Source organism: Lentzea sp. NPDC004789, from assembly GCF_053601075.1.
The window spans coordinates 54527-69060 of record NZ_JBSGBE010000031.1 but is presented as its reverse complement, the minus strand read 5'-3'; the positions used below and the strand labels follow the sequence as shown (position 1 = coordinate 69060).

The following is a 14534-nucleotide window of genomic DNA, read 5'->3' as shown; positions in this document are numbered from 1 at the left end:
TACCTGGCACCAAATCCGCTGCCTAGCTTGGCCGCACACCACCCGGACCCAGTTGGGAGTACGACCAATGCGCAGCAGAATCCTCGCCCTCGCCGCCGGTCTGGCGATCGCGGCACTGGCGACGATCACCGCACCCGCGAGCGCCGCGCCCGGCGCGTTCTACGCCGAGGTGATCAACCGCAACAGCGGCAAGTGCGTCAACCTGGCCGGCCAGTCCGGCGACAACGGCGCGTGGATCCAGCAGTACCACTGCGACAACACGCCCGCCGCCAAGTTCCTGTTCCTGCAGAACCGGGACGGCTTCTACGAGATCTCGAACCAGAGCAGCCGCAAGTGCATCGACATCGAGTCCGGCGGCTGGTGGAACGGCGCCCGCACCCAGCAGTTCAACTGCAACGGCAGCCTGACCCAGCAGTGGCGGCTCGCCGACCTCGGCAACGGGTACTACAACTTCGTCAACCGCAACAGCAACCGGTGCCTCGACGTCCCGTGGGCCAGCACGGACGACCGCGTGATCCTCAACATCTGGGACTGCGTGGCGGGCACCGGGGAACAGCAGTTCCGCCTCAACATCAGCTGAGAGCTCAGGCCCAGGTGACGGGCAGGGCGTGCACGCCGTAGATGTTCATGTCGGTCCTGAGCTTCACCTCGCGGGCCTCGACCGCGAGGTGCAGGCTCGGGAACCGGCGCAGCAGCCCGGAGAACCCGGCGCGCATCTCGATGCGGGCCAGCTGCTGACCGAGGCACTGGTGGATGCCGTGCCCGAACGACAGGTGCCCGCGGGCGTTGCGGCGGACGTCCAGCGTGTCGGCGTGTTCGAACTTCTCGGGGTCGTGGTTGCCCGCCAGCAGCGACAGGATCACCGTCGAGCCCTCGCGGATCGTCTCCCCGAAGAACTCGATGTCCTCTGCCGCGTAACGGAAGAAGACGTCACCGACGGCCAGGTAGCGCAGCAGCTCCTCGACCGCGTCGGGGACCAGCTCGGGTTCCTCGCGCAGCAGGGCCAGCTGGTCCGGGTGCTCCAGCAGGGCGAAAGTGCCCAGCGCCAGCATGTTCGCGGTCGTCTCGTGGCCGGCGAGCAGCAGCAGGAACGCCATGCCGGTGAGTTCCTCCAGGCTGAGGTCCTCGTCGCGGGCCAGGTCGGACAGCAGGTCGTCGGCGGGCTCGGCGCGCTTGCGGCTGACCAGTTCGTACAGGTACGTGTGCATCGCCATGTACGCGGCCATCTTGTCTTCGAGGTTCACGTCGCGTTCCATGAACTTCGTTGAGTTCGACTGGAACGTCTCGCGGTCCGCGTAGGGCACCCCGAGGATCTCGCAGATCACCAACGACGGCACCGGAAGCGCGAACTCCTTCACGAGGTCGACCGGCGGCGTGAGCTTCGCGAGCTCGTCCAGCTGCCGTTCGGTGATCTCGATGATGCCCTCCTCCAGCGCCTTCATCCGCTTGACGGTGAACGCTCCGGTGAGCTTGCGCCGCAACCGGGTGTGGTCGGGCGGGTCCATGCTGATGAACAGTCCCGGTGTCTGCGGGGACGGCTCGGTCTGCTCCGGCATTCCCGGCGTCGGGAACGGGACGTGGATGATGCCGAGGTCCTGCCGGTTGCTGAATCTGACGTCGGCCAGCGCGGCTCGCACCGCTTCGTAGCCGGTGACCAACCAGCCCTCGTGACCGTCGGGGAAGAGCATCGGGCTGACCGGACGCGTCGACCGCAGCTCGGTGATCCGGCTGGGCGGGTCGAACGGGGTGACGTCGCGGTCCGTCGGCAAACCGTGCTGCATGAGCTCAATTCTCCTTCAGCGGGTGGATTCGCGGTTGAAGAGCTTCTTGGACCAGAAGTAGCCGCCGAAGCCGATGATGACGCACCAGCCCAGCGCGAGGTAGCCGTTGTTGCCGATCGGTGTGCCCATCAGCAGTCCGCGCAGGGCGGCGATGAACGGGGTGAACGGCTGGTACTCGGCGAACCAGCGCAACACCGCGGGCATCGAGTCGGTGGGCACGAAACCGTTGCCGAAGAACGGGAGCAGGAGCATCGGGGTGCCGACGTTGCTCGACGACTCGACGGACTTGCTCACCAGCCCGAGCGCGGCGGAGAACCAGATGAGCGCGAACGCCATGGCCACCAGCAGACCGGCCAGCACGAGCCACTCGGCCAGGTCCGCCCGCGGCCGGAACCCGATCGCCACCGCGACGCCGAACACCAGCGACATCGCGAGCACCGTCTGCACCAGGCTGCCGATCACGTGTCCGGTGAGGACGGACACGCGGGCGATCGCCATGGTGCGGAAGCGATCCACGATGCCGCCGGTCATGTCCATCGCGATCGAGATGCTCGTGCCCTGCACGGCGGCGGTGATCGCCATCAGGACGATCGTCGGCGTGACGTAGTTCAGGTACTCCGCGCGGCCGCCGGTCGGCCCGCCGATGCCCGCGCCCAGCGTGCCGCCGAAGACGTACACGAACAGCAGCAGGAAGATGACCGGCAGGAGCATGAGCTGCAGGGTCATCGACGGGTAGCGGATCATCCGCTTGAGGTTGCGGCGCACCATCGTCGCCGAGTCGGTCAACACGTGGGTCATGGCTGGTTCACCTTCTCGGTGAGAGCGAGGAAGACGTCGTCGAGGTCGGGCGTGTGCGTGCTGAGCGAGTCGACCGGGACGGCGTTCTCGTCGAGCCGGTCGAGCAGTGCCTTGAGCGAGCCGACACTGCCGTCGTTCGGCACGCGCAACGCGAGCGCCTCGCCGTCACGGGACGCGTTGGCGACGACCCGCGTGGCGGCTTCGAGGTGCCGGAGATCGTTGAACTGCAACAGGACGTGGCCGCCGGGGATGCGCCGCTTGAGCTCGTCCGGACTGCCCTCGGCGACGATCCGGCCGTGGTCGAGCACCGCGATCCGGTCGGCGAGCTCGTCGGCCTCCTCCAGGTACTGGGTGGTGAGGAAGATCGTGACGCCGTCCGCGACGAGCCGCCGCACGATCTCCCACATGGTCCGGCGGCTGCGCGGGTCGAGGCCGGTGGTCGGCTCGTCGAGGAAGATCACCTGCGGCGACCCGACCAGCGTCATCGCGAGGTCGAGCCGGCGCCGCATGCCGCCGGAGTAGGTGGCGGCGGACTTGTCGGCCGCGTCGGCGATGTCGAACTGCTCCAGCAGCAGCTGGACCTTCACCCTGCCCTCGGCCCGGCCGAGGTGGTTCAGGTCGGCCATCAGCTTCAGGTTCTCCCGGCCCGTCAACAGGTCGTCGACGGCGGAGAACTGGCCGGTGACGCCGATCGCCCGGCGGACCGCGTCGGGATCACGTGCCACGTCGTGGCCCGCGACCGTCGCGCTGCCGCCGTCCGCGCGGATCAGCGTGGAGAGGATCTTGACCGTGGTGGTCTTGCCGGCACCGTTCGCGCCGAGCAACGAGAAGACGGTGCCGCGCTTGACGTTCAGGTCGACGCCGTCGAGCACGACGTGGTCACCGTAGGACCGGCGCAGGCCGGTCGCCTCGATCGCGTTCACGGAAGTTCCCCTCAGGCCCGCCGGACGACGATGTCGCCGGTGGAGGTGTGCGCGGTGATCCGGACGGTGTTGTCGAGCAGTTCGGGACCCTCGCTCGCGTCCAGCTCGTTGCTGACCCGGCCGAACGCGGTCTTGAGGTCGAGCCACGCGGCGGTGCCCTGCGCGATGCCGAACTCCAGGTTGCCCATCGAGGTGTTCAGCCCGGCCTCGCCCTGCACGAGCTCACCGATGCTGATGTGCCCCATGGAGGTCTTGACGTCCACGTCGGCACCGGCCCGCGCCACGGTGATGTTGCCGTTGGCCGCGCGCACCCTCAGATCGCCCGCGACCGCACCGAGTTCGGTGTTGCCGTTGGAGTTCTTGACGCGGGCGCTGCCGGCGATGTTGCCCGCCGTGATCTGCCCGGTGCCGGAGTGCAGGTCGGCGTCGCCACCGATGTCGCCAACGGTGATGTCACCGGCGGACGTGTCGGCGCGCAGCGTGCCGGTGCGGTCGAGGTTGATGCGCCCCATCGAGTTCTTGACGCGGCACTCCCCCAGCTGCCCGGTGCCGCGCACGCTGCCTGCCGTGACGTCGACGCGGGCCTGCGAACCGGCCGGCAGCTCGATCACCACGTCGACGGACCTGGACTTCTTGGAGAAGTCGAACGTCCGCTTCGGGCCGCGGACGACGAGCTCGCCGTCGACGAACTCGACGCGGGTGGCCTCAGCGGCCTCGACGTCGGAGGAGTCCGCGGGGTCGGACGGGCGGACGTCGACGACGGTGTCGAACCGGTCGCTCGCGATGAGCTGCACGTAACCGACGTAGATGTCGACCGTGGCGGTGATCGGTAGCGGAGAGTCGTAGGAAGGCATGGCTGTCCCCTCAGAACGTGGTGGAAGAGCATCCCCGCAGGTCAGCGGGGCGAGGTGAGAGCGCGGCTAGCGCACCCATCCGGTGAAGCGCTGGGAGGCGAACTTGCCGCGCGGTTCGGCGTCGGCGTCCCGCCCCGGTGACCGCAGTGCGGCCGACGCGGCCCTGACCAGCCACGCGTTGACGGACCGGCCCTCCCTGCCCGCGGCCTCCTCGACCGCGGCCTTGAGCGGCTCGGGGAGCCGGACGTTGATCCGCACCGCGGGCCCGTCCTCCAGGCCCGCGTCGGTGACCGGTGCCGCGGCGGGAACCTCCTCGACCGGCTGCTCCGCCTTCGGCACGGCCACCACGAACTCCGGGTCACGACCGCGCAGGCGCACCTGCACCGAGCCCGGCGCCAGCTCCTGGGTGATCTCGTCGGCGGCGGCCGACAGCGCTTCGAGCAGCGCGAGCCGGATCGCCGACTCCATCGACACGGTCAGCCGCTCGATCAGCGCACCGGCGTCCGCACCACCGGCGTCTGCGGCGGTCAGCAGCTCGCGACCGAGGGAGTTCACGTACGGCGTCAGGTCCATGGCACCACTATGGCACGCGGTGGCACCACACACAAGCCATCTTGGCATAACAGTGGTGCCAAAGTGGCTCATTGCCGGTCAGGGCGTTTTCAGCGCGATGTCAACCGGCGCTGTCCACCGGTCGTCTACTAGGGCGTGCAACGAGAGATGAGCGTCGACTTCGACCGGTTCGTGCTCGACCGGTCGACCGCGCTGCTGCGCACGGCTGTGCTTCTGGTGGGGGACGTCGGCCATGCCGAGGACATCCTGCAGACAGCGCTGATGAGGCTGGCGGCGCGCTGGAAGTCCGTCCACACGGCGCCTGAGGCGTTCGTCCGGCAGGTGCTGGTCAACCTGGCGCGCGACCGCTGGCGCCGGGCCCGCAGACGGGTGCGGGAACACGAGCTGACCAACGTCGAACAGGTGACGACCGACCACGACCTCGCCGCCTCGATCGCCGACCGCGACGCGGTGCGCCGGGCGTTGGCGAAACTGCCCGCGCGGCAACGGGAAGTGGTGGTGCTGCGGTTCTTCGCCGACCTGTCGGTGGCGGAGACCGCGGAAGCACTGCGCACCTCGGAAGGAACGGTCAAGGCCCACACGAGCCGGGCCGTCGCACGGTTGCGGGAACTGCTCGGAGAACAGATCACGGAGAAGGCTCATGGTGTCTGACAACGAACTGCTCGACGACGTGCGCACCGTGCTGCACGCCGAGGTCATCGGCGTGACCGCCAACTCCCCCGCGCTGCTCGCGGCCGTGCGGCGCAAGCAGTCCCGCCGCCGCTGGGCCTGGCTCGCGGTCCCGTTGGTCACCGCAGCAGCAGCGGCAGCCGTCGTGCTGACGCCCGCAGCACCCCGGACGACCGCACCGGTCGAGGTCGCACAGGTGCTTCAGCAGACGAACAGCGCGCTCGACGGAGTGCGCGGGATGGTGATCCACGAACAGGCACCCGCGGGTGAGGGCGAGAAGTACTTCAAGCCGGGCGAGAAGGGCCTGAGCGAACGGTGGCACGCCGCCGACGGCAGCGCCTTCCGGTACCGGGCCTCCGTGGACGGCAAGCCCGTCGTGGACCTCAGCCGCTCGGCCGCCGGTGACATCTTCGTCGACCACCGCGCCCGCACGTACCGGTCGCTGCCCGGCGAGACGCCGTCGGACGACGACGTGTGGACGCCGGAGAAGATCCAGAAGGCGATCAAGGACGGCCGCATCACCGTGACCGGGCCTGGCGATCCCGTCAACGGCAAGCAGACCGTGCGGCTGAACGTCGCTGCGGGCAAGGCGGAGCCGGCGACCGAGATGTGGGTCGACGCCACCACCTACCTGCCGATGCGCTGGCACTGGGTGCAGGACGGCGCGGCCACGTTCGACGTGACGTGGCTGCCACCGACCCCGGAGAACCTCGCCCAGCTCAAGACGCAGATCCCGGACGGGTTCACCGAGGTCAGGTGAGAGCGTCCGCGAATGTTGCCAGCGTCGGCGCACCGCGCTGCCGGTCGAGCACGGCGAACACGACGTGGTCGAAGAACCTGTTGTCGCGCAACGCCGTCCGGAACGCCCGGGCCACGGTCGCGGGGTCGTTGCCGAACACCCCGCAGCCCCAGGCACCGAGCACGAGCCGCCGATGGCCATGCGCCGCGGCCAGGCGCAGCACGCGGACGGCGCGGCGCCGCAGGGCGGCGGGAACGTCGCCGGCGCGCTCGGGCTGGTTGCGCAGGATCGCGGACAGGTTGGGCGCCGCCGCGGTGAGGAACGAGACCTCGTAGGGCTCCGCGAGCAGATTTCCCTCGTCGTCGCGGAAAACCGGCACGTTCGGCGAGTAGATCACGCGGTCGCTGTAGGTGAGGTCCTCGTGCGCGCGGTGATGCGCGTAGAAGTCACCGGCCGCCAGCAGGCAGGGGTAGAGCGCCGACGAACGCGCGACGCTCTCCTCCTGTGCCTGCGCACCGTTGAGGAACCCACCACCGGGGTTGCGCGCGGAGGCGAAGACCAGACAGGCGAGGTCACCGCCAAGTCGCCGAGCCGCCTCCAAAGTGGACTCGTCGGTGACCTCGATCTTCGGCGGTTCTCCCTGCGCCGGAAGGGAAAGCTCTTCCTCCGGCAGGTGCAACCGGGTGCCCGCCACCGCGGGAGCGACGGCGATCCGGATGCCGTCGTAGGAACCCCGCTCCGCGATCGCAACGGTCTCGTGGGCGATCGCCCGCAGCCTTCTCCTCATGATGCGGGCAATTGTGCCAAGCGCGCCAAGCGGTTTTCACCGCGTCAGATCCGCGCGTAGACCTCGGCGACCGCGCCGAACGCCGCCTTCGGCTCCCAGGTGCCGTCCTCGTAGACCTTCACGATGCCGGGGCTCGCCATGTCGAGGTCGCGGCTCGGCTCGTCCGGCCGATGCGGGTAGTTGGCGAGCGCGAACATGTACACGAACGCGCCGTCCACGCCCTCGGCCTCGAAGATCTCCAGCAGTTCGCGCAGGTAGGTCGCCTGCTCCTGCTCGTCGCGGACGTACCCGTCCTTCACCCGCACCGGCAGCCCGGCCTCGTCGTGCTCGACGATCTCCATGCTGCGCGGCGCCACCGCGCCGGAACCGTGCCACGCGGCCGTGTTGAACCCGGTGATCGCGACCGGTTTCCCTTGCGCGACAACGTTCCGGATGCCCTCGGCGTACCGGTCGGCGACCTCGGCCGACCGGATCAGCTCGAACGACATGATGTCGAAGAGCGTCCAGTCGACCTGCTCGAACGGGATGCAGGCGTAGGTGAGCCTGCCGCCGAACTCCTTCCGCACCGCGGCGACGGCCTCGACGAGGAACTCGCCCAGCCGGGCGGCGGCCTCGCGCATCCGCTCGGGCTGCCCCAGCACCCCGCTCAGGCGCTGCAGCACGTCGTCTCCCGGCATGAAACCGGAGTTCATGATGCTCAGCTCGACGCCGGTGACGAACACGATCTCGGCACCGCCGGCCCGGATCCGTTCCGCTCGGCGCGCGCAGTCGGTGAACAGGTCCAGGATCTCGGCCGGCGTCAGCTCCAGCGGGTACGGCGAGAACCAGATCTCCAGCCCGAGCTCGGCCGCGACGCGCGCGGCCTGCTCCAGCCGTTCCGGTGAGCCGCCGACGAGGTGCACGGCGTTGCAGTGCAGGTCGTCCCTGATCACGGTCAGGTCCTCGCGGACCACGTCGAGGTCGAACTTCTCCAGCGAAATCTCGCCGTGGCGGACGAAGCCGGTGTCGTAGGCAATGCCTTTTGCTCTCATACCTACATGCGTACACGCAATTTTGCGTGCACGCAACTTCAGCTCGGCCAGACCAGCAGCACCGGGCACGGCGCGTGGTCGACGACGAACCGCGTCGCCGGGCCGAGGCTGCGCGGACCGGCGTGGCTCACGTCGCCGTCGCGGCACACCACGAGCAGAGAGGCGTCTCGGGCGGCCGCAACGACTTCGTGCCCGACCCGGCCCACCCGCGCGGACGTCGTGCACGGCAGCCCCAGCCGTTCGGCCGCCGCTTCGAGCAACCGGGCCGCGTGGCCCGCGGCGAGGTCGTCCAGCCTGCGGCCGGGATCGCGGGACGGGTGCCGCCCGAACAGCCCGGCGAGCGCGCCGTGCGCGGCACCGGGCACGTCGTGGTCGCTGACGTGCAGCAGCAGGAAATCCGGCCCGTGCGCCCGAGCCGCGTCCACACTGGACTGCCAGGTGTCGTCGGCGATCCACACGACAACCGTCATGGTCATCCTCCGATCACGTGCAGGGACGCCCACAGTGCCACGACCGCACCGACCAGGGTGGCAGGCACGGCGAGCAGACCCAGGCGGGTGAACTCGGGCAGGTTCACCTCGGTGTCGTGGTCGTGCACGATCCGCCGCCACAGCAACGTCGCGAGCGACCCGGCGTAGGTGAGGTTCGGCCCCAGGTTCACGCCCAGCAGCACCGCCAGCACCGCACCGGCCCCGAGCGGCACGACCAACGGCAGCAGCACGAGCACCGCGGGCAGGTTGTTGATCACGTTGGCCAGCACGGCCGCGACGGCCGCCACCGCGAGCAGGGCGACCAGGCCGTTGCCGCTCGGCACGACGTGCCGCAGCAGGTCGTCGAGCCCGTTGTCCACCACCGCCCGCACCACGATCCCAAGGCCGAGCACGAACGCGAGGAACGGCAACGACGCGGACTGCACGATCTTCAGCACGGACGTGCGGCGCCGGACCAGCGCCCGCACCGCCAGCGCCAGCGCCCCCGCGCACGCCGCCCAGGCCGGGTCGATCCCGGTGGCCGACGCCACGACGAACCCGACCAGCGTCAGGCCCACCGTCGCCAGCGCGAACACCGGCAGCTCCCCCGGCGGCCGTTCGGCCGGCGCGTGGGCGGGCGCGTCGAGATCGGTGCGGAAGAACCGCCGGAACACCACGTACTCGATCCCGATGGCCACGACCCACGGCAACGCCATCAGCCCCGCGAACCGCGTGAAGCTCAGGCCGCTGGACGCGAACGCCAGCAGGTTCGTCAGGTTCGACACCGGCAGCAGCAACGACGCGCTGTTGGACAGGTGCGTGCACGCGTACACGTGCGGTTTCGGCCGCACACCGAGCTGGGCCGCCGTCGCGAACACCACCGGCGTCAGCAGCACGACCGTGGCGTCCAGGCTCAGCACCGCCGTGATCACCGACGCCGTGACGAACACACCGCCCAGCAACGTCCGCGGCCGCCCGCCGGACGCGCGCGCCATCCAGGTGCCGCACGCCTGGAAGAGACCTTCGTCGTCGCACAGCTGCGCCAGCACGAGGATCGCGGCCAGGAATCCGATCACGGGCCCGAGCCGCACCGCCTCGTCCACCGCGTGCCCGACGGGCAACGCTCCGGCCAGCACGACCAGGACGGCCGCGGGCACCGCCACGGCGGCCTCGGGCCAGCCCCACGGCCGCACGACCGCGCAGACGAGCACGCCCGCCAGCAGCACCACCGACAGCGCCAGCACCGGTCCTCCTCACGTCTCGACCGTCGCTGACCTTATGGGCCGCGACGTGCGGCTGCGTCGTGAGCTGCGTCGTGAGCTGCGTCGTAACCACGTCACGAACCAGGACGATCTGGCGTACATGAGACGATTAGCGGTTCCGCTGCTGGCCCTTGCCCTGATCTCTCCCACCCCGGCGTTCGCGGACGACCACCCCTACACCACGCTCTACGCCCCCACCGACGGCGTCTCCGTCCCGGTGAACGAGCCGCTGCTCCTGATCGGCGGCGCCTTCAACGGCGAGACCGCCGGCATCACCGAGGTCGACGTCTCCACCGACGACGGCGCCACGTGGACGTCCACCGACGCGCGCACCGAGAAGTGGACGTTCCTGCTGACGCCGACCACCCCCGGCCCGCTGACGATCACGGCTCGTGCCCACACCGAGTCGACCACCGGTCCGGTCACCGTGTCGCGCACCGTCCACGTCGGCGGCAGCACGACCCCGCCGGTGACCAACCCGACCTTCTTCTTCGGCGACACCACGGAACCCGACGTCTTCGACCCGGACACGCAGGCCGTCGAAGTCGGCCTGCGCACCACCGTCGACCGCACCGGCGCGCTCGCCGGTCTGGCACTGCGCCGCGGCGCCTACACCGGGCCGATCACCGCTCACGTGTGGTCCGCGGACGGCACGTTGCTCGCGTCCCAGGCCGCCCCCGGCGCCGAGTACTACCAGCGCATCACGTTCGGCACGCCGGTTCCCGTCCAAGCGGGCAACGAGTACGTCGTCTCCTACTTCACGCCCGCAGGTGGTTACGTGTCAACGGAGAACTACTTCGTGGGCGGCGTCGCGCACACGCCGTTCTACGCGCCCGTGAACGCCGGCGTGTACAGCTACGGCGGCGGATTCCCCACTGACACCTGGCACGCCGCCAACTACTGGGTCCAGCCGATCTTCGGCACGGCCTGAGCCTCACGTGACCGGTGGCACCGCTCGCCGCAGCACGCGGTCGGTGCCGCCGGTCGCGTCCAGCAACCGGATCAGCGCCCGTTTCGCCGCGCGGTCACCGACCTGCTGGTCCAGCTCGCGGCGCAACCGCCGGCTGTCCTCGACGAGCCGCCTGCCGCGATCGGTGAGGTGCGCGCGCCGGATCCGGCTGTCCTCCAGGTCCGGCGACCGTTCGACGTAGCCGAGGCGTTCCAGCTCCAGCAGCTGCTTCGAGGCGGCCTGCTGGGTGACGCCGAGCAGCTCACCCAGCTCGGACACCGTCGGCGCACCCTCGATCAGGTGCTGGATCACGTACCCGTGCGAGACGCGGACACCGGAGTGCCCGATCTCGTGCAACCGCCGCAGGATCGCATCGTTCGCCGAGCTGCCCGCGAGGTGGGCGAGGGTCGCGAGGTCGAGGTCCATCAGATCCACCGCACCATTGTACAACTCTGGTTGTACAATCGGGGTTGTACAACTATGGTTGTGGGAATGGAGACCATTCACTCGCTGCACCGAGCGCTCGAAGCCGGGCAGTCCGGCGACGAGCTGGGCCGGTTCTTCACCACCGACGCCGTGACCGTCGAGCACCCGAACCTGATCAAGCCGAACGGCGCGCGAACACCGCTGGACGAGATGCTCGCGGGCTCCAGGAAGGGCGTGGAGTTGTTGTCCAGCCAGAAGTACGACGTGCACTCGACGTTGCGCTGCGGCGACACCGTGGTCGTCCGGCTGACCTGGACCGGCGTGTTGCGCACAGGTGATCGGCTCGTCGCGCACATCGCGCAGTTCGTCGAGATGCGCGACGAGCTGATCAGGTCGATCGAGACGTTCGACTGCTACGAGCCCAGCGCGTTCACCATGGCGGTGTGAGCCTTCTTCGGCGTGATCGACGACGTCCACGGCAACGCGTTGCCAGGCACCGGCGGGTAGCGCTTCGTCGTGGCCGTCGAGCCGTACCGGTCGGTGAAGCCCCACGAGGTGAACCCCGTGCAGTTGACCTCCTGCCGACACACGGCGAGCCGCTCACCGAACTGCCTGGCCTGCAAGGCCTGGTCGGTCGTCGTGACGTCCATTTCGGACACCCGCACCTTCAGCCCGAGATCGGCCAGCGCGCGGACGTGCTTGCGGAACGTCTCCGCGGGCACCCGGTCGGCCGCCTCGTACTCGTGGCTCTGCAGGCCCACGCCGTCGATCGGCACGCCGTCCTGCCGGAGCTTCTTCACCAGGGCGTGCAGAGCCTTCCAGCGCGGTCCCTCCTGCTCGGCGCCGTACTCGTTGAGATACAGCACGGCGCCGGGATCGGCGGACCGGGCGGCGCGGAAGGCCTGGGCGATGTAGTCGGCTCCCATGGCCTGGTACCAAAGGTTGTGTTCCAGTCCATCCGCGTTGTCCTCGTTCATCGGCTCGTTGACGACGTCCCACTCCGCGACGCGGCCCTTGAAGTGCCCGGCGACGGCCTTGATGTGGTCCGTCATCACGATTTTCTTGTCCGGCGCCGACCTCATCCACGTGGGCAGCGCCTCGAACCACACCAGCGTGTGCGCGTGCACCGCGATGTCGTTGGCACGCGCGAAGTCCACGATCGCGTCGGCCTCCTCGAACGCGAACACCCCGCGCGCCGGTTGCACGAACTGGGGCTTCATGTCGTTCTCGGGCGTGATCAGGTTGAACTGCTCACCCGCGGTGGCCCGATAGGCGTCATCGGCCACGAGCGGTGCCACGGCGAGTGCGCTGCCCACACCCATCTTGCGCGGCAACGCTTCCGCGCGTGACCGCAACGAGCCGGGCACGGTCTTCTGCTTCCAGTCCGGCGCCGTGCGGATCCCCGCGGCACCGGTGGCCGTCAACGACTTCAGCGTCCACGACCCGTCCGCGCCGAACCACACCTGGCCCGAGGAGAACACGCCGGGATCCGGCACGCCGCCGAGCTGCCTGCCGCCGGCCGAGAACTCGAACGACGAACCGGACCGCCTCACCCGCACGGCCACGTCACCGGACAGCCCGGAGCCGAACTTCTTGGTCTGCACGGGTTTGTCGCCCTTGCCGTTCCACACGGCCACGTCGAGCTGCCCGCCGATCACCCCGACCCGGACGCTCGGCGGTTCCTGCCGCCACTCGTCGTAGATGATCGGCGGCGAGCCGTAGAGCTGCAGATAGCCGGAACCGGACATGGTCGCGTCGACCTCGAACGCGCCGTTGACCAGCAGCCGCGGCCCGAGCAGGTTGACCGGCGGGTTGGGCTGGGAGCGCTGGCCCTCCGTGGCGACGATCCACCGGTCCAGCGGCCGGATCCGCACCCCGTCCGAAGTCGGTGTGGCACCGGCGAAACGACCCCAGTCCTGACCGCTCAGCAGATCGAGCGACGCCTGGGGAGCAGCGACCGGGGTGACCCCGGCCGCGAGTATCAGTGCAGCGAACATGGGCAGCATCGAGCCCTCTCCTGTGGTGGGCGGCGACTCAGCCGGCGGCGGAAACCCTGGTGGCGACGAGATCGGCGAGCACGGTGGTGAGCCCGGTGGCGACGGCACCGGTGAGGATGGCGGCCTCGCCCAGCCGGGACGTCTCCACGGCGGGTGGGTAGGCGGACAGGCCGTTCAGCGTGGCGCGCACGGGTTCGACGAGCAGGTCGCCGTTCAACCCGATGCCGCCGCCCAGCACGATCAGCGACACGTCGACGACCGCCGTGATCCTGGCGGCGTGCTCGGCGATCCGCGCCGCCTCCCACGCGACGAGGTGCAGCGCCCGTTCGTCGTGCTCCCGCGCAGCGATCATGACCTCTTCCGCGGTGACGAAGTCGGAGTGCTGCCACACGTGCGCGAGGAACGCGTCCGCGGCGGGACTGTCGGACCGGAACCGCTGCCCCTCCGGCACGTGGTCGATCTCGCCCGCGGCACCGTTGACGCCCCGGTGCAGCTCGCCGCCGAGCACGAGCCCGGCGCCGACCCCGCTGCCGATCGACAGGAACGCGAAGTTCCGCACGCCGAGACCGACCCCGCGCCAGCCTTCGCCGACGGCGGCGAGGTTGATGTCGTTCTCGGCGATCACCGGCAGCTCCAGCGCGCCGGCGAGCTCGGCCTTGGCGGCGAACCCCTCCAGCGCGTCCTGGTTGGCGTCGTGGACGACCCCGGTGCGCGGGTCGATCACGCCGCCGATGCCGATCGTGGCGACCTCGGGCGCGACCCCGGTCACGGCGACGAGCTCGTCCCGCACGTCCCTCGCCACCTCCAGCACGTGCGCGGGTTCGTTGCTGCTCACGGGCTGGTCGAGCCGCGCCAGCACGGTCCCGTCGAGGTCGGCGACGCACGCGCGCAGGAACCGGCTGCCGAGGTCGAGCGCGAGCACCGTGGCCGCGGTCGCGCACGGCCCGAAGTACACCGCGTCGTACCCCGCCGCGTTCTCCGGTTTCGGGACCTCCTCGACCAGCCCGGCGCCGAGCAACGCGTCGATCGCCCGGTTCGCGGTCGGCTTGCTCATCCCCAGATACCGCGCCAGCTGCGCGCGGGTGACCGGGTGCGCCCGCCGGATCGCCTGGTACACGGCCTGCACGTTGGTCTCCCGGACGTGCGCGCCGGTGACGGCTCCTGTCATGCCCGCCAAACTAGTAACGAGACGTTACCGGTGTCCAGGGGTACTTGTTCACATACCGCTCGCATACCGGCCCTCATACCCCGGCGCTGTTGCCTGACGGCGTTCCT

At 69.9% G+C, this 14534-nt stretch carries 17 protein-coding genes; 5 read left to right on the top strand and 12 right to left on the bottom strand.

The annotated features are described in order from the left end of the window. Positions 1-67: 67 nt before the first annotated feature. Entirely contained in the window at positions 68-580 is a 513-nt protein-coding gene (locus ACWEIJ_RS42360; RefSeq protein WP_449842945.1) for an RICIN domain-containing protein, read from the top strand. A 4-nt stretch (positions 581-584) separates the two neighbouring features. Here ACWEIJ_RS42360 and ACWEIJ_RS42355 read toward each other — a convergent pair whose 3' ends face one another. The 5 genes from ACWEIJ_RS42355 to ACWEIJ_RS42335 form a co-directional block, all read right to left on the bottom strand. Further along, complete coding sequence (locus tag ACWEIJ_RS42355; RefSeq protein WP_449842944.1) at positions 585-1781, bottom strand: cytochrome P450; 1197 nt, start codon at positions 1779-1781, stop codon at positions 585-587. 15 nt (positions 1782-1796) lie between these two features. Then, positions 1797-2579, bottom strand: a complete 783-nt coding sequence (locus tag ACWEIJ_RS42350; RefSeq protein WP_449842943.1) for an ABC transporter permease — start codon at positions 2577-2579, stop codon at positions 1797-1799. After that, positions 2576-3502, bottom strand: coding sequence for an ATP-binding cassette domain-containing protein (locus tag ACWEIJ_RS42345; protein ID WP_449842942.1), 927 nt, complete (start codon positions 3500-3502; stop codon positions 2576-2578). The genes ACWEIJ_RS42350 and ACWEIJ_RS42345 overlap by 4 nt, the downstream gene beginning before the upstream one ends. Positions 3503-3513: 11 nt before the next feature. Continuing rightward, a complete protein-coding gene (locus ACWEIJ_RS42340) occupies positions 3514-4356 on the bottom strand; it encodes a DUF4097 family beta strand repeat-containing protein (protein ID WP_449842941.1) in 843 nt (280 codons plus the stop codon). 66 nt (positions 4357-4422) lie between these two features. Further along, on the bottom strand, positions 4423-4929 hold the full coding sequence (locus ACWEIJ_RS42335; protein WP_449842940.1) for a ribbon-helix-helix protein, CopG family: 507 nt from the start codon (positions 4927-4929) through the stop codon (positions 4423-4425). A 147-nt stretch (positions 4930-5076) separates the two neighbouring features. Here ACWEIJ_RS42335 and ACWEIJ_RS42330 point away from each other — a divergent pair, with 147 nt between their 5' ends. Both ACWEIJ_RS42330 and ACWEIJ_RS42325 read left to right on the top strand, forming a co-directional pair. Beyond that, a complete protein-coding gene (locus ACWEIJ_RS42330) occupies positions 5077-5580 on the top strand; it encodes a SigE family RNA polymerase sigma factor (protein WP_449842939.1) in 504 nt (167 codons plus the stop codon). After that, entirely contained in the window at positions 5570-6358 is a 789-nt protein-coding gene (locus tag ACWEIJ_RS42325) for a hypothetical protein (RefSeq protein WP_449842938.1), read from the top strand. Before ACWEIJ_RS42330 ends, ACWEIJ_RS42325 begins: the two co-directional genes overlap by 11 nt. Here the strand turns inward: ACWEIJ_RS42325 and ACWEIJ_RS42320 are convergent. From ACWEIJ_RS42320 to ACWEIJ_RS42305, 4 genes are read right to left on the bottom strand one after another with little or no spacing between them, the layout of a single operon-like run. Continuing rightward, a complete protein-coding gene (locus ACWEIJ_RS42320) occupies positions 6351-7124 on the bottom strand; it encodes a TIGR02452 family protein (RefSeq protein ID WP_449842937.1) in 774 nt (257 codons plus the stop codon). The two genes, ACWEIJ_RS42325 and ACWEIJ_RS42320, sit on opposite strands and share 8 nt — an antisense overlap. 44 nt (positions 7125-7168) lie before the next feature. Continuing rightward, entirely contained in the window at positions 7169-8155 is a 987-nt protein-coding gene (locus tag ACWEIJ_RS42315) for a hypothetical protein (RefSeq protein ID WP_449842936.1), read from the bottom strand. 38 nt (positions 8156-8193) lie between these two features. Next, positions 8194-8625 carry a universal stress protein gene (locus tag ACWEIJ_RS42310; RefSeq protein ID WP_449842935.1) on the bottom strand — a complete coding sequence of 144 codons (432 nt, stop codon included), beginning with the start codon at positions 8623-8625 and terminating at the stop codon, positions 8194-8196. A gap of 2 nt (positions 8626-8627) precedes the next feature. Next, a complete protein-coding gene (locus ACWEIJ_RS42305) occupies positions 8628-9860 on the bottom strand; it encodes an SLC13 family permease (RefSeq protein ID WP_449842976.1) in 1233 nt (410 codons plus the stop codon). Positions 9861-9903: 43 nt separating this feature from the next. On the opposite strand from ACWEIJ_RS42305, the gene ACWEIJ_RS42300 reads away from it, so the two are divergent. Beyond that, positions 9904-10818, top strand: a complete 915-nt coding sequence (locus ACWEIJ_RS42300; protein WP_449842934.1) for a DUF4082 domain-containing protein — start codon at positions 9904-9906, stop codon at positions 10816-10818. 3 nt (positions 10819-10821) lie between these two features. Here the strand turns inward: ACWEIJ_RS42300 and ACWEIJ_RS42295 are convergent, their stop codons facing one another. Next, on the bottom strand, positions 10822-11262 hold the full coding sequence (locus ACWEIJ_RS42295) for a MarR family winged helix-turn-helix transcriptional regulator (protein ID WP_449842975.1): 441 nt from the start codon (positions 11260-11262) through the stop codon (positions 10822-10824). 66 nt (positions 11263-11328) lie between these two features. On the opposite strand from ACWEIJ_RS42295, the gene ACWEIJ_RS42290 reads away from it, so the two are divergent. Further along, positions 11329-11709 (top strand): nuclear transport factor 2 family protein, encoded by a 381-nt coding sequence (locus tag ACWEIJ_RS42290; RefSeq protein WP_449842933.1) that lies wholly within the window; start codon positions 11329-11331, stop codon positions 11707-11709. Here ACWEIJ_RS42290 and ACWEIJ_RS42285 read toward each other — a convergent pair. Beyond that, a complete protein-coding gene (locus ACWEIJ_RS42285; RefSeq protein WP_449842932.1) occupies positions 11676-13259 on the bottom strand; it encodes an endo-1,4-beta-xylanase in 1584 nt (527 codons plus the stop codon). The genes ACWEIJ_RS42290 and ACWEIJ_RS42285 overlap by 34 nt on opposite strands. Before the next feature lie 37 nt (positions 13260-13296). Next, entirely contained in the window at positions 13297-14427 is a 1131-nt protein-coding gene (locus tag ACWEIJ_RS42280) for an ROK family transcriptional regulator (protein WP_449842931.1), read from the bottom strand. Between the last annotated feature and the right edge of the window lie 107 nt (positions 14428-14534).

Coding starts and splice junctions, on each gene's coding strand:
- ACWEIJ_RS42360 (WP_449842945.1), top strand. CDS start 68: ATGCGCAGCAGAATCCTCGCCCTCGCCGCCGGTCTGGCGATCGCGGCA.
- ACWEIJ_RS42355 (WP_449842944.1), bottom strand. CDS start 1,781: ATGCAGCACGGTTTGCCGACGGACCGCGACGTCACCCCGTTCGACCCG.
- ACWEIJ_RS42350 (WP_449842943.1), bottom strand. CDS start 2,579: ATGACCCACGTGTTGACCGACTCGGCGACGATGGTGCGCCGCAACCTC.
- ACWEIJ_RS42340 (WP_449842941.1), bottom strand. CDS start 4,356: ATGCCTTCCTACGACTCTCCGCTACCGATCACCGCCACGGTCGACATC.
- ACWEIJ_RS42335 (WP_449842940.1), bottom strand. CDS start 4,929: ATGGACCTGACGCCGTACGTGAACTCCCTCGGTCGCGAGCTGCTGACC.
- ACWEIJ_RS42330 (WP_449842939.1), top strand. CDS start 5,077: ATGAGCGTCGACTTCGACCGGTTCGTGCTCGACCGGTCGACCGCGCTG.
- ACWEIJ_RS42325 (WP_449842938.1), top strand. CDS start 5,570: ATGGTGTCTGACAACGAACTGCTCGACGACGTGCGCACCGTGCTGCAC.
- ACWEIJ_RS42320 (WP_449842937.1), bottom strand. CDS start 7,124: ATGAGGAGAAGGCTGCGGGCGATCGCCCACGAGACCGTTGCGATCGCG.
- ACWEIJ_RS42315 (WP_449842936.1), bottom strand. CDS start 8,155: ATGAGAGCAAAAGGCATTGCCTACGACACCGGCTTCGTCCGCCACGGC.
- ACWEIJ_RS42310 (WP_449842935.1), bottom strand. CDS start 8,625: ATGACGGTTGTCGTGTGGATCGCCGACGACACCTGGCAGTCCAGTGTG.
- ACWEIJ_RS42300 (WP_449842934.1), top strand. CDS start 9,904: ATGGGCCGCGACGTGCGGCTGCGTCGTGAGCTGCGTCGTGAGCTGCGT.
- ACWEIJ_RS42295 (WP_449842975.1), bottom strand. CDS start 11,262: ATGGACCTCGACCTCGCGACCCTCGCCCACCTCGCGGGCAGCTCGGCG.
- ACWEIJ_RS42290 (WP_449842933.1), top strand. CDS start 11,329: ATGGAGACCATTCACTCGCTGCACCGAGCGCTCGAAGCCGGGCAGTCC.
- ACWEIJ_RS42285 (WP_449842932.1), bottom strand. CDS start 13,259: ATGTTCGCTGCACTGATACTCGCGGCCGGGGTCACCCCGGTCGCTGCT.
- ACWEIJ_RS42280 (WP_449842931.1), bottom strand. CDS start 14,427: ATGACAGGAGCCGTCACCGGCGCGCACGTCCGGGAGACCAACGTGCAG.